This is a genomic window from Granulicella aggregans, assembly GCF_025685565.1.
GTDB lineage: Bacteria > Acidobacteriota > Terriglobia > Terriglobales > Acidobacteriaceae > Edaphobacter > Edaphobacter aggregans_B.
The window spans coordinates 121268-134799 of record NZ_JAGSYE010000005.1; the positions used below are offsets into that span (position 1 = coordinate 121268).

Consider the following 13532-nt stretch of genomic DNA (forward strand, 5'->3'; position numbering starts at 1 on the left):
CCGGCCGGTTCATCCTAAGTGGTAGGTCTTCAATCGCCGCTTAGTTCAAGCACGGGCTTCGTATCTTCTAAAGCTGGATCAACTTGGGAACTGATCACGGAGAACTGAGAACTATCGCCGTCACCCGCCGTAGCCGGTCGCAACTCGACGATGAACTTGGCTCCCGCCGGGATGTTCTTCTCCGCGCGAATGCTCCCTTGATGCTCCTGCACGATCTTCGCCGCAATCGCGAGACCAAGACCTGTACCGCGCTGCTTGGTCGAGAAGTACGGTAGAAACAGCCGCTCCCGCATCTCGTCGGTCAGTCCGCTGCCTGTATCGGCAATCGTCAGCTCGACCATGCCGCTCTCCAGCAGAGTGGTGGTCACCCGCATCTCGCGCAGCAGGCTCGCCTGCATCGCCTCCGCCGCATTGTCGATGAGGTTGCCCAGCGCTCGCTTCAGAGCCTCCGGATCGGCCATCACAAGCGGCAGATTCTTGCCCATGCGCTGTGTCAGCCGGATGTTCTGCATCCTTCCTGCAAACATCGCCAGGGCATTCTCGACGATGGTGTTCAGGTCCGCAGGCCGAGGCCGTGCGGTAGGAAACTCTGCGAGTGCCGCGAACTGGTCGACCAGCGAACGCATGCTCTCTACCGATGAGGTAATCACCTCACTGCACCGCTTGATGACATCCGTTGACGGCGAAACAATCTGATGCCCGGCAAGCGTCTCGCCTAGCCGCCCAATGTGCCGATGAATCTGCTCGGCCGAAAGAGAGATCGGCGTCAGAGGATTCTTGATCTCGTGCGCCACCCGCCTTGCCACTTCTTTCCATGCCGATTGTTTCTGCGCGTTAAGCAGCTCCGTCGCATCTTCCAGCACAACGACATAGCCGCGAACCGAGCGCTCTCCGCCGCTTACATCCTCCAGCAGCGCCACCGTCGCCAGCAGGTTCAGCTTGCCATTGCTGCGGTCGTGGTTGGCGGCCGTCATCTCCAGTTCGCTCGAAGCCGAGCCCATCCGATGGCTCCTTCGCAGCAGCCGGTCCAGTACCTCCAGCACCTCGGCAGGGAAGACCTCCTCGATCGGCAAACCGAGAAACGGCCGCTGGCCGCCGGGGTCGACCAGTTCGCTCAGCGCCCGGTTCGCCAGCACAATCCTTCGTTCCGCATCGAGCGTCGCCACGCCGTTTGGAATCGTCTCCAGCATCGTCTCGAGCTCGCTCCGTCGAGCCTCCAGCGCCGCGTTCGCCGCGCTGATCTGGATCGTCGACTCCTGCACCTGCGCCCGGCTGCTCTCGAGATCCCCCACCATCCGGTTGAAGCTATGCACCAGGTCGCCAAGCTCTTCCGTCGCGCTCTCCTGCACCCGATGGGCGTAGTCACCGGCGGCAATCTGGTCCATCGCATCAGCCAAGGCCTCGACAGGCCGGGTCACCTGCTTCGAGAGATGCAGCGCCAGCCAGCTCGACGCAAAGAGCGCGAGGCTCGTAATCATCAGCAGCAACTGCATGTACACGGCGCGAATCTGCCGCCGCGCACGGAAGAGTGTCCAGTAGCTGTCGGCATCCGCGCGCAGCCGCGACACCGTCGCCGCCAGGCCGTAGGGCATCGGCAGACCCACTACAATCAGGCCACCCTCCTTCATGCCCGCCAGGCCGAGAGCGTAGTCCGTACTCCCCATGCTGAAGAGCGGAAGATCCGTCCGCTGAGCTGCCGCAAGAATCGTTGCCTCAGTCGCCGTTGGTGTCGCAGGCTTAGGCGTCGCATCACCGGCAGTGCGTTCTGCGCCACTCGCGGGATGAGCTTGTTCGTCGTCGTCGATTGGCCCGGAAGGCCATGGCTTCACGGCCGCCTGAGTCGCTTCGCCCTTCTCTGCCGGAACATGGAACGAAGCCAGCGCCCGGCCATCACGGTAGACGATCGCGAACCCGCCCTGCAGCGTGATCTCGTGCTGGCTTAGCAGGGGCCGAATCTCCGCGCCTTGCAGCGACCGACCTCTCGTGGCGCCAGATGGCGGGGCCCCAATCGACGCCGCAATCGAGTCCGCCTCCGCCCGCGCGTTCGCCGCCGTATAGCGCGAAAGCTCCAGTGCCATCTGGTTGCTGTCGTCGCGCATCTCCGTCACCGGCTTTGAAAACCAGTGGTCGACGGCGCGATTCATCAGCACAAAGTTGAACAACGACATAAACGCCATCGGCAGCAGGCTTACCAACACGGCTCCCCACAGCATTCTTGTCCGCAGCCGGCTCCCCATCACCCGGCTGCGCTGGTCCGCGTAGAGCTTCAGAACATTGCGCCCCAGCAGCAGCAGGACAAATACGAAGACCAAAAACACTACCGCCGACAGACCGGTGAAGACAAATATCTCCTCGGTCGTCGACGGGTTCAGGAACTTGAGATTGTTGTTCAGCGTCGCCAGTATCGCAATCAGCAGCAGGAGGACGCTGCCCAGCACAATACTGACGGCCTTGCGCCGGACATTGCCTGTCGCCATCGCTGGTCTTCACCCCGGGGAATCAGCCCTATCGCTGATTCATTTGTCCAGTCTAATCCCAGACATCCACTCCAGCCACCGGCTTCCACTCCCGGTCCTGCGCCTTGGCCACAGCCTCGTAGGTCAGCACGCCATGGTAAGTGTTCACACCCTCGGCGATTCCGGAGTCTTGATGAATCGCGGCCCTGGCACCAAGGTTCGCCAGCTTCATCACATAGCGGAAGGTGGCGTTGGTCAGCGCCAGCGTGGAGGTGTAGGGAACCGCAGCTGGCATGTTGGTCACGCAGTAGTGGACCACGCCGTTTACCTCATACGAAGGATCGCTGTGCGTCGTCGGACGGGCGGTCTCGATGCAGCCGCCCTGGTCGATCGCTACGTCCACGATCACCGCGCCCTTCTTCATCTTTTCGACCATCGCCTTGGTGACGATCTTCGGTGCCGCCGCGCCCGGAATCAGTACGCCGCCGATCACGAGGTCAGCCTCGCGCACCGCAGCCTCCACGTTGTAGCTGTTCGACGAGACCGTGTAGAGCCGCCCGCCAAAGATGTCGTCCAGCTCGCGCAGCCGGTTCAGGTTCACATCGACGAGCGTGACCTTCGCTCCCATGCCCAGCGCGATCTTCGCGGCATTCGTGCCCACGATGCCGCCGCCGATGATGCACACGTTCCCCGGGGCTACTCCTGGAACTCCGCCGAGCAGAACGCCGCGTCCGCCGTGCTCTTTCTCGAGATACGCCGCACCCACTTGGACGCTCATCCTGCCCGCGACTTCGCTCATCGGCGTCAGCAGTGGCAGCGTGCCCGCCTTGTCGCGCACCGTCTCATAGGCGATGCCCGTGACCTTCTTCTCCAGAAGAGCGTCGGTCAGTCCGCGCAGCGGAGCAAGGTGCAGATACGTAAACAGCACCAGCCCATCGCGAAAGTTCCGGTACTCCTTTTCGACAGGCTCCTTGACCTTGACCACCATGTCGGCAAGCCCCCACACATCGGGCGCTCCGCCAACGATCTCCGCGCCAGCATTCTGGAAGTCATCGTCCGCGAAGGCCGATAGTGCGCCCGCATTCTGCTCCACCAGAACCTTGTGACCGGCCTCGGTCAACGCCTTCACGCCCGCCGGGGTTATCCCGACGCGAGTCTCGTGGTCTTTCACTTCCTTCGGCACGCCAATAATCACGGTTTCCTCCGTCTACTTTTCCGATTGTATAGAGGCAACTTCAAAACTCTTCGCCCCGCCTGCGATAGCCCATCCCCATGCTATCCTCACTCGAATCCCATGGGCTTAACCAGCGGTACAAGCTCCATCGATCAGACCGGCAAGATTTCTTTCAAGGACACGAGCGCCTCCGTCCTGTTCGATCTCATCCGCGGCCTTGCGGCCTTGATCGTCCTCTTCGGACACTGGCGCAACCTGGTCTTCGTCGATTATCCCAGCGTCGCCGCGCATCGTCTCATCCTTGCCCTGCCCTATGCTCTTACATCCGCCGGACACCAGGCCGTTGTCATCTTCTTCGTCCTCAGCGGCTATCTGATTAGCGGCAGCGTCTTTCGTTCCTTCTCCCGTAACCGGTGGACATGGATCGAATATCTCACCCACCGCCTCGTCCGGCTCTGGGTCGTTCTCGTGCCCGGATTACTTCTGTGCCTGTTATGGGACTCGGCTGGCCTGGCTTTCCATCTCGCTCCGGCTCTGCACAACGGACATCTCCGCGAAGGTTTCATCGGCAACATCCCGGCCCGGCTGACTCCGAAGGTCTTCTTCGGCAATCTCTTCTTCCTTCAGAACCTCCTCGTCCCGGTCTTCGGCTCGGACGGCCCGCTCTGGTCGCTCGCCAACGAGTTCTGGTACTACCTACTCTTTCCCCTCGGCCTAATCACCTTGCGAAGGCAGACCTCCACGCCGCAGCGTCTCCTGTGCGGTGCGCTCTTCCTCGCGATGGCCTCGGTCCTGCGCCATGGCATTCTCCCGCTCTTCCCTATCTGGCTGGCAGGAACCGCGCTCGCGCTCATGCCCCCACCGAGACTCAGTTCCCGAATCCGCATCCTCGCCGCAGTGGCGTACGCTCCGCTGCCATTCGTCTTCGCCAAGCTCCATAGCCTCCCCGACATGCTCTCCGACTACCTCTTCGGAGCTGCAACCTTCCTCTTTCTATGGATCGTCCTCTCGGCCACCGGACAAGCTCACCCGAAACGCATCTTCACCTCGTTCTCGCGCTCGATCGCGAAGTTCTCCTACACCCTGTATGTCGTGCACTTCCCCTTTGCCCTATTCCTGACCGCGATCATCCTGGGCGACCAGCGCTGGACCCCAGACTCGGTCCATATCCTCAAGGGGTTGGGCATCGCCGCCGTCACCCTGGCCTATGCCTGGTTCGTCGCCTCGGTGACGGAGTTCCACACCGACCGCGTCCGCCGCTGGATTGAGAGCCGCCTACGCCACTAGCACTCTCCGGCACCTGCAGGCCTCGCCCCGTCTGAGGGCTTACAATGGAAGAAGATCCGAAACAGGAAACGACTCACGCCCAATGCCATCGAACGGTTACCAAATGCGGTACTCGCGCATCCACAACATGCGCTCCCTCTTCAGCCTTTTTTCAAGCGACCTGGCCATCGACCTGGGAACCGCCAATACGCTCGTCTTCGCCCATAACAAGGGAATCATTGTGAATGAGCCGTCTATCATCGCGGTCAACAAGATCACCAACGAGGTCGAGGCCGTCGGCAGGGAAGCCAAAGACATGCTCGGCCGCACCCCCGGCAACATCGTCGCCATCAAGCCCATGAAGGACGGCGTCATCGCCGACTTCCGCCACACAGAAAAGATGCTCAACTACTTCATTCAAAAGGCCCATAACCGCAAGATGATGGTGCATCCGCGCATCGTCATCGGCGTCCCTTCTGAGATCACCCAAGTAGAAAAGCGCGCCGTCATGGACTCCGCCTACCGCGCCAAGGCCTCCGAAGTGCATCTGGTCGAACAGGCCATGGTGGCCGCCATCGGCGCCGGTCTCCCCATCACCGAGCCCGGTGGCAACATGGTCGTCGACATCGGCGGCGGTACAACAGACATCGCTGTCATCTCGCTCGCTGGCATCGTCTACTCGCGCTCCGTTCGGATGGCTGGCAACCAGATGGACGAAGCCGTGATGACCTACCTGAAGCGCAAGTACAACCTGCTCATCGGCGAGCGCACCGCGGAACAGATCAAGATCGAGCTCGGTTCAGCCTACCCGCTCGACAAGCCGATCACGATGGAAGTCAAAGGCCGCAATCTCATCGAGGGCGTTCCAAAGACCATCACCATCGAAGACTCTGAGATCCGCGAAGCGCTCGGTGAGTGCATTGCGACCATCATCAACGCCATCCGCGTCGCCCTGGAGCGCACCCCGCCGGAACTTTCGGCGGACATCTCCGACCGTGGCATCGTCCTCACCGGCGGCGGAGCGCTCATCAAGAACCTCGACAAGCGCATCCGCGAAGAGACGGGCCTCCCGGTCTCGATTGCCGATGACCCGCTTGCCTCGGTGGTGCTCGGAACAGGCAAGATGCTCTCAGACTTCAAGCTCCTCCGCAAGATCTCCATCGACTAATTTCCATCATGTGAATGGCGCATCTCCGTGCAGTCTGCCAGCGGCACCTCTCCGCTGGTAGACTCTCCGCCATGCAAGTTCCCTTCAAGCTCACCCTCCTGGCGACCCTCCTCGCCGCGTCCATTGCTACCGTCCAAGCGCAACCCCCAATCCCGCCCCACACCTCGCAGACCGTCAATCCCGACCACAGCGTGACCTTCCGCTACATCGACACCACCTCAGCCTCCGTCTCGGTCGTCGTCGACAACATCAAAGAGCCCATCCCCATGACCAAGGACGCCGACGGCCTTTGGAGTGTCACCACTCAGCCGCTCGTCCCTGAGATCTACGAGTACCACTTCCTCGCCGACGGCCAGACCCGCCGCGACCCCACCACCCTCGCCGTCACCGGCAGCACCTACTTCCCGCTGACCAACTTCATCAACGTTCCCGGGGACGGGCCGCTGCCCTGGGACGCCACCGATGTCCCGCATGGCGAACTCCACCGCCACATCTACACGACCCACATCGCCCAGGGCCTCTCGCGCAACCAGAGCGACTACATCGTCTACACTCCGCCCGGATACAACCCATCCGCCAAGCAGGTCTATCCCGTCCTCTACCTGCTGCACGGCTGGGGTGACATGGCCATCGGCTGGACCGACAAGGGCCGCGCAAACTTCATCCTCGACAACCTGATCGCACAGGGTAAGGCGAAGCCTATGGTCGTCGTGATGCCGCTCGGCTACGGTGATACCGCCTTCGTCAGCGACTGGGGCGTCTGGGGCCACGACGAGCCGATCGAGCACAATCTCAGCCTCTACAGCCAGGTATTGCTGACCGAGATTATGCCGCGCGTCGAGAGTGAATACCGCATCTCAAAGGATCGCAACGGCCGCGCGATTGCTGGTCTCTCCATGGGCGGCCTAGAAGCGCTCTCCATCGGCCTGCACAACACGGACAAGTTCGCCTACATCGGCGGATTCTCCTCTGCTGTCCATCGTCCTGCCTTTATCAAAAGCCTCCCGCTCTTAACTCCGAAGGATGCCAACCTGAAGCTCCTCTGGGTCTCCTGCGGAACCGGCGACGGCCTCATCGAGCCCAATCGCAAACTCGTCGCCTTCCTGAAGAGCGATAACCTTGCAGTGACCGCAATCGAGACGCCCGGCCTGCACACCTGGCCCGTTTGGCGCGACAACCTCACCAACTTCGCGCCTCTGCTCTTCCAAACGAAGTAGTTATCCTGCATCGTCCACTTACTAACCCGTCATCCTGAGCGAAGCAGTTCGCGGCTTCACCGCGAACTGCGGAGTCGAAGGACCCCGAGGCCGCTTATGTTCCCCATACTGCTCGGATCTTTCTGCCGAGATCGCTCGTCTCGAACTATAGGTGGAAAGCTCCGATCGCCAGAGGCACGACCAGCACCCTCGGGGTCCTTCGACTTCGTCCGGCGCAAAGAACGCACCGGACTTCGCTCAGGATGACGGAATTGTGAGGATTCAAGCTTTACTTGGTCGAGGAACCCATCTCGCTCACATAAGCCTTACTCAACGTCCCTTTGTCCTTCGCCACCGCGAGCAGCGTTGGGTAGAACTGCACGAACGTCGTATCCACAGCCGCATGCTGCTGATGGCAGGAATAGCAAGGGGCAGCCTGCGGAATAATCCTCGCCGATTTCATATTGTCGAACGAATAAAATCCCCAGCCCCCAGGCAGGGAAGCGTCCTTCACATGGACCTCCAGTCCCATGATCTCGCCCGTCTGCGTCAGCCCATGTTTGTTCAGGGAAGCCTGCTTCTCCCCGCCATGCACCGCTCCGCTGTTCTCCAGCACCAGCGCCGTCCCGTCGGGCCACGTCCCGGTCTTCAGAAACGCCCGGTAGCTCGACGGATTCACGAAGACGGTATTGAACATCGAGTGGTCCGACGCCTCTTCCTTGGGGTTGTAGCTCATATCCACGCCGGAGCCCAGATAGACCCACTCGCGATACTGGGCCGGGAACTGAAGCTCCTTGTTCGCGGCGATCACCGGGCCGTCCGAAGCTGCAACAGGAGCGACAGCTTGCGGAGAAAGAACACCAAGCAGCATCGTCGATGCCACAGCAAGAGAGAGCAACGGTCGGATCAGCACGGGTCTACCTTCTTCGTTGTTGAGTGATTTCAGGAAAGAGTACGCCCTCGGAGTGCGATGAGTTCCCCACTTATCCAGAAAAGTCCCAACCTTGCCACTCTCGCACAGCGAGAAAACCCGCGAATCTGCTGGATAATAGAAAAGGGTGGTCGTTTCTAGCTGATGGAATCTTTCTTTGTCCGATTCAGAAATGCACTGGTGCTGGTAACGGTCTTGCTGTTGCAGACGATCCTGCTGGCGGTGCAGGTGCGCGATCTTCGAGGCCCCAGCCAGCCGGACGGCCGCAAAGTCACGCTTCTTCGCTCCTGGGCCGTTGCCGCCGTGGCACCCTTCGAGCGCGCAACCAGCTTCATAGGCCGCAGCGCCCGCGGAAGCTGGGCCGACTACATCGACCTCCGCCATACCCGCCAGCAGAACGCGGACCTCGAAAAGGAGGTCGCCCGTCTTCGCCTCGAACAGGCCCAGTTCGCCGAAGACGCCATCCAGGGCCGCCGCCTGCAGGCGCTGCTCGACTTCCGCCGCCAGTACGTCACCTCGACCGTCGCCGCGCAGGTCATCGGCACCAGCGGCGTCGACTCCTCCCGTGTCCTGCTCATCGACAAAGGTGCCGACTACGGCCTCAAGCCTGACATGGCCGTCATTACTCCCGACGGAATCGTCGGCAAGCTGCGCGACGTCTTCCCCCACACCGCGCAGGTTCTTGAAATCGACGACCCATCCTCTGGCGCAGGCGTCATCCTTGCCAGCACCCGCATCCGGGCCATCATCCACGGCGGCCCCGACGGGAAGGTCCAGATCGGCAATCTGACCGCCGACAGCCGTATCAAGCCCGGCGAGATCGTCCTCACCTCGGGCGGCGACCAGGTCTTCCCCCGAGGCCTCAAGGTCGGCACCATCGATGCTGTAGCCCCCGACAAAGACCGCCAGATCTACACCCTCATCAACGTCAAGCCAGCGGTGAACCTCTCGCAACTAGAGGAAGTGCTCATCATCACCGCAACACAGGCTGACCTGACCGCGCAGGCGCAACAGGATCTTGCCCAGGGCGAAGCTTCTGGCGAGCAGATCAAGGCCGACGCCAAGCGCGCCGCCGATCTCGCCGCCGAGCGCCTGCCGAGCCTTACACCTCCGCCCAACGCCGACGGCACTCCCGCCACCGATCCAACCGCCCCAGGCGCAGCCAAGCCCGGCGACCCGCCGAAGCCCATCGCCATCGTCCCCAAAGCGATCCCTGTCCTCCATCCGGACCGTTACTCCCCAGGACAGACGCCACCCGCCTCAACCCTGACGCCCGGTGGCAAAAGTTCGGACCCGGCGGTCGTTTCGACCGCACCGGCTGAGACCTCCGGCGATTCCGCAGCGACCACGCCACCTCCTGCCCCACGCAAGAAGCCGGTCACGCCGGCCCCAACACCCAAGGAGCCACAGCGCTAGGCGCGACCATGGCCACCCGCAGTTACACCTCCCGCCGCGAGCTCGACGAGCACACCTTTCACCCAGCCGTCGCTCTGCTTGTGCCCGTCGCCTTCATCATCCTTCAGGCGCTGCTGCCGAAGCCGTTCCCGAAGCTCGCGATCCTCGATCTCCCCTTGATCGCGACCATCTTCTTCGCCGTCAGCCGCCGCAACCCTATCGCCGGAACCTTCACCGGAATGGTCATCGGTCTGCTCCAGGACGCGCTCACCAACCAGTACATCGGCATCAACGGCATCACCAAGTCCATCATCGGATACACCGCTGCCAGCATCGGCTTCAAGGTCGACGTCGACAACCTCTCCACCCGCGCCCTGATGTGCTTCGCCTTCTGCCTCGCGCAGAGCGGCCTGCTCTATCTCATTCAGAATCATCTCCTCGGCCATCTTGGCGTACCCGTCCTCTGGCTGCACGAGCTCATCCGCGCAGTGGTGAACACCCTGGTTGCTATACCCATCTTCTTCCTGCTCGACCGCACAAGATCCGATGAATAGGCGTCGCACCTGCGCCTTTGTCGCTCCCCCACAGATCCGTCATCCTGAGCGGAGCAGTTCGCCGCTTTATCGCGAACTGCGTAGTCGAAGGACCCCGAGGGCGCTGACATCACCCATATCGCCCGAATCTTTCCGCCACTGCGGCCCGCCGCGTTCCGAGGCGGAGAGCTCCGATCGGCCCACGCAACGTAAGCACTCTCGGGGTCCTTCGACTCCGTCCGGCAAGAGCGCCGGACTCCGCTCAGGATGACCGTTTGTGTGCAAGGTTGATCGACAAACCCCACTTCCATTAGAAGCCCGTCTAAACTGAAGAAGAACAATCTATGGAGAACACCCCCCAAGCCGAAGTCGTTCGCGCAGGCAACGAAGAGAAGCTCGCGCCCGGCAAGCTCCACGCCGCGCAGTACATCATCGCGCTGATCCTTGTCGTGCTCCTCGGTGGTCTGTGGCGTCTTCAGGTCATCGGCGCAAGCAACTACCGCGTCCTCGCCGAAGCCAACCGCATCCGCAAGGTCCCCGTGCTCGCTCCTCGCGGCAAGATCTTCGACCGCGAAGGCCGCATCCTCGTCGACAACTACCCATCGGTCACGTGTTACATCCTCCGCGAACAGATCCGCGACGCGGGCAAAGACAGCCCCGAGCTTGCGCTGATCGCCCGCGGCCTCAATCTGACGGTCGACCAGGTCCAGAGCATCCTGCGCCACTATCAGCTTGCCCCCAAGTACGAGCCCATCCCGCTCAAGAAGGACATCACCCCCGACGAGCAGGCCTTCATCGCCGCCCACCGCGATGAACTCCCTGAGCTCGAAACCCAGGACGAACAACGCCGGCTCTACCCCAGCGACGGCTTCGCTGCCCACCTCATCGGCTACGTCGGCGAGGTCTCCGAGCAGATGCTCGACGACGAGCGATACGCCGCCTACTCCGCCGGCGACGTCGTCGGCCGCTCTGGTGTCGAACAGACTTACGACGCCGTCCTCCGCGGCACCGACGGCTACCGCAACATCATCGTCAACAGCCACGGCAAAGAGGTTGGCCAGCTCGGCCAGCAGCTTGCCGTGCCTGGCCAGGACATCAAGCTCACCATTGATCTCGATATCCAGATGGCCGCCGAACGCGCCTTGCAGGGCAGAAATGGCGCCATCGTCGCCATGGACCCCCATACGGGCGAGATCCTCGCTCTGGTCTCGCGGCCGACCTTCGACCCCAACGCCTTCGCCGTCCGCCTCACCAAGTCCTACTGGACGCAGATCATCAACGACCCCGACCACCCGCTGCTAAACAAGGCCATCCAGGCCCAGCTCGCCCCCGGCTCGACCTTCAAGATCATCATGTCGGTTGCCGGCCTTGAGGAGAACGTCGCCCAGGACATGCGCGTCAACTGCGCCGGCGGAGCGACCTTCTACGGCCACTTCTACGCCTGCGATGCGCGCCATGGCGGCGTCGACATCCACAACGCCATCCCGCTCTCCTGCGACACCTTTTACTACACGCTCGCTAACCGTCTCGGCATCGATACCATTGCCAAGTACGCCACCGAACTCGGTATCTCCCAGAAGACCGGCATCGACCTGCCCAACGAGGCGAGCGGCACGATGCCCTCGACCGCCTGGAAGCTGAAGACGCAGCACCAGCCCTGGTACGTTGGGGAGACCATCTCGGTTGGCATCGGTCAGGGCGCGGTCACCGTCACGCCTATCCAGCTCGCCCGCGCGCTTAGCGGCGTCGCCTCCGGTGGGGTACTGCGGCGGCCTCATGTCGTCTTCCCGGATGAGGTCCCCGCCGAGCTGCGGCAGGCCATCTCGGAGAACTTCCCTGGCTCCGGTGAGAAGACGGTCCAGCTCTCGACATCGAACTGGCAGCTCATCACCGACGCCATGGCGCAGACCACCATCACTGGTACTGCTGCTGCGGTGCATATGGCGAACATCGACTTCGCCGGCAAGACCGGCACCGCGCAGCTCGTCAGCCAGAACTTCGGTGCGAAGGGCATGGGCAGCGGAGCGAACCGCGCCAACGCCTGGTTTGTTGGCATGGCCCCACGCCGGAACCCGGACATCGTCGTCGCCGTGCTGGTCGAGCACGGCGGCTTTGGCGGCGCGGCCTCCGCGCCTCTGGCAGCCCAGGTCGTCAACGCCTTCGTGCTCAAGAAGCGTAAGCAGGAGAACAACCTGTACATCGCCGAGGTGCCGAAGCCTGCTGCGCCCGCGCCAGCCACTACCGCGACCGATCCGCAGCCAGCAGCGATCAAGCCGTCCTCACCAGCAGCCGAATAGTTCGGACCTAAAAAACCGTCATCTCGACCGGCCCCTGAGCTGTCGAACGGGAGTGGAGAGACCCCCACATTTCATCTTTCACCCCGCACAATCAAATCGAAAACTCACTTCGACTTTGGCACAGGCGGATGATCCGGGTTCCACATCGGCTGCCCCGCCACAATATGATCCACCCGCATCCCCGGAAATAGCTCGCGTAATTCAATCGCGCACTGCTCCATTCCCGGCTCCTCCGAAACCTCGTGCCCAAGCAGAATCATCGCCTTGTGCCTGCCCTGCGCAATCGCATCCCTCACGTACTCGACCGTCTCCCATTCGCTCGCCTCGCCCGCAATCAGCAACTCCACATCCGGAGCATTGAGTGCGGCTACCTGCTTCTGTAGACCCGCCGCGCCCGGAACCAGCGCAACATGAGAGATGACCAGGCTGGGATCGCCCTCGACCCGCATCGTCTCCGCATGGAACCGCTCCTTCAGCGACCTGGCCAGCTCCCCCAGTGTCGTTGTCGGAATCGTGACGAAGTATTCGCCATGCGGAAACGCAGGGTGCGGCAGCTTCTCCCAGCCAAAGGCCTTATAGACGCCTTCAAGGATGTGATCGCCCTTAGGAGCAGCATGGATCTCGTCATGCAGCCGGTACACCACAAGATGGTGCTCTACGATATAGGCCATCTTCTCCCTGTAGACCGGGTCATTCACGAAGTCTTTGGTCTCGTCGCGATGGTTATAGAACGTGGGCTCATGCGTGATGATCAGGTTGTCGCCGCGCTTCACCGCCTCGCGCAGAACGTCCATCGTGTCCAGAAAAGTAGTTGCGATGCCTGTTACCGGGGTCGACGGATCTCCACCCTTAAGCGTATCCACAGTGTCCGCCGGAGGTGCCGCCGCGTACAGATGCTGGATCCTCAGCCACATTTCACCAGCCGTCGGTGCCTGCGCAGATGCCGCAAACGGTGCCAGAACAACGAATCCAAGCGCGACCGCCATGCGGAGCACCGTAACGGGAAAAGGAAGAGTCCAAGTCATGCCAGCCATCTTACCGTCCTGCCCCGTTCGGCAGGAATCGGCACGAACACCCCGCGCCTGTAGCCATCCGGCTGCTTTTAGAAGATGCTTA

Annotated in this window: 10 protein-coding genes; 6 read left to right on the forward strand and 4 right to left on the reverse strand. The window is 61.9% G+C overall.

What is annotated here, in order from left to right:
* Positions 1–29: 29 nt before the first annotated feature.
* Positions 30–2477: a sensor histidine kinase gene (locus tag OHL18_RS21105; RefSeq protein ID WP_263376862.1), complete on the reverse strand. Its 2448-nt coding sequence runs from the start codon at positions 2475–2477 to the stop codon at positions 30–32.
* A 52-nt stretch (positions 2478–2529) separates the two neighbouring features.
* The gene (ald, locus tag OHL18_RS21110; RefSeq protein WP_263376863.1) at positions 2530–3651 is read right to left on the reverse strand and encodes an alanine dehydrogenase; all 1122 of its coding nucleotides are present in this window, start codon (positions 3649–3651) and stop codon (positions 2530–2532) included.
* Positions 3652–3750: 99 nt separating this feature from the next.
* Between ald and OHL18_RS21115 the strand changes: the two genes are divergently transcribed.
* The 3 genes from OHL18_RS21115 to OHL18_RS21125 all read left to right on the forward strand — a co-directional run bounded on the left by OHL18_RS21115 (position 3751) and on the right by OHL18_RS21125 (position 7281).
* Positions 3751–4917 carry an acyltransferase family protein gene (locus OHL18_RS21115; RefSeq protein ID WP_263376864.1) on the forward strand — a complete coding sequence of 389 codons (1167 nt, stop codon included), beginning with the start codon at positions 3751–3753 and terminating at the stop codon, positions 4915–4917.
* 82 nt (positions 4918–4999) lie between these two features.
* Positions 5000–6064, forward strand: a complete 1065-nt coding sequence (locus OHL18_RS21120) for a rod shape-determining protein (RefSeq protein WP_317890518.1) — start codon at positions 5000–5002, stop codon at positions 6062–6064.
* Between the two features lie 71 nt (positions 6065–6135).
* Entirely contained in the window at positions 6136–7281 is a 1146-nt protein-coding gene (locus OHL18_RS21125; protein ID WP_263376865.1) for an alpha/beta hydrolase-fold protein, read from the forward strand.
* A 268-nt stretch (positions 7282–7549) separates the two neighbouring features.
* On the opposite strand, the gene OHL18_RS21130 is transcribed toward OHL18_RS21125, so the two are convergent.
* Positions 7550–8173, reverse strand: a complete 624-nt coding sequence (locus OHL18_RS21130) for a cytochrome P460 family protein (RefSeq protein WP_263376866.1) — start codon at positions 8171–8173, stop codon at positions 7550–7552.
* A gap of 198 nt (positions 8174–8371) precedes the next feature.
* On the opposite strand from OHL18_RS21130, the gene OHL18_RS21135 reads away from it, so the two are divergent.
* The 3 genes from OHL18_RS21135 (at position 8372) to mrdA (ending at position 12416) form a co-directional block, all read left to right on the forward strand.
* Positions 8372–9607, forward strand: coding sequence for a rod shape-determining protein MreC (locus OHL18_RS21135; RefSeq protein ID WP_263376867.1), 1236 nt, complete (start codon positions 8372–8374; stop codon positions 9605–9607).
* 8 nt (positions 9608–9615) lie between these two features.
* Positions 9616–10140, forward strand: coding sequence for a rod shape-determining protein MreD (gene mreD, locus OHL18_RS21140; protein WP_263376868.1), 525 nt, complete (start codon positions 9616–9618; stop codon positions 10138–10140).
* 323 nt (positions 10141–10463) lie between these two features.
* Complete coding sequence (mrdA, locus tag OHL18_RS21145; RefSeq protein ID WP_263376869.1) at positions 10464–12416, forward strand: penicillin-binding protein 2; 1953 nt, start codon at positions 10464–10466, stop codon at positions 12414–12416.
* A gap of 104 nt (positions 12417–12520) precedes the next feature.
* Here mrdA and OHL18_RS21150 read toward each other — a convergent pair whose 3' ends face one another.
* Positions 12521–13450 carry a Nif3-like dinuclear metal center hexameric protein gene (locus tag OHL18_RS21150; RefSeq protein WP_263376870.1) on the reverse strand — a complete coding sequence of 310 codons (930 nt, stop codon included), beginning with the start codon at positions 13448–13450 and terminating at the stop codon, positions 12521–12523.
* Between the last annotated feature and the right edge of the window lie 82 nt (positions 13451–13532).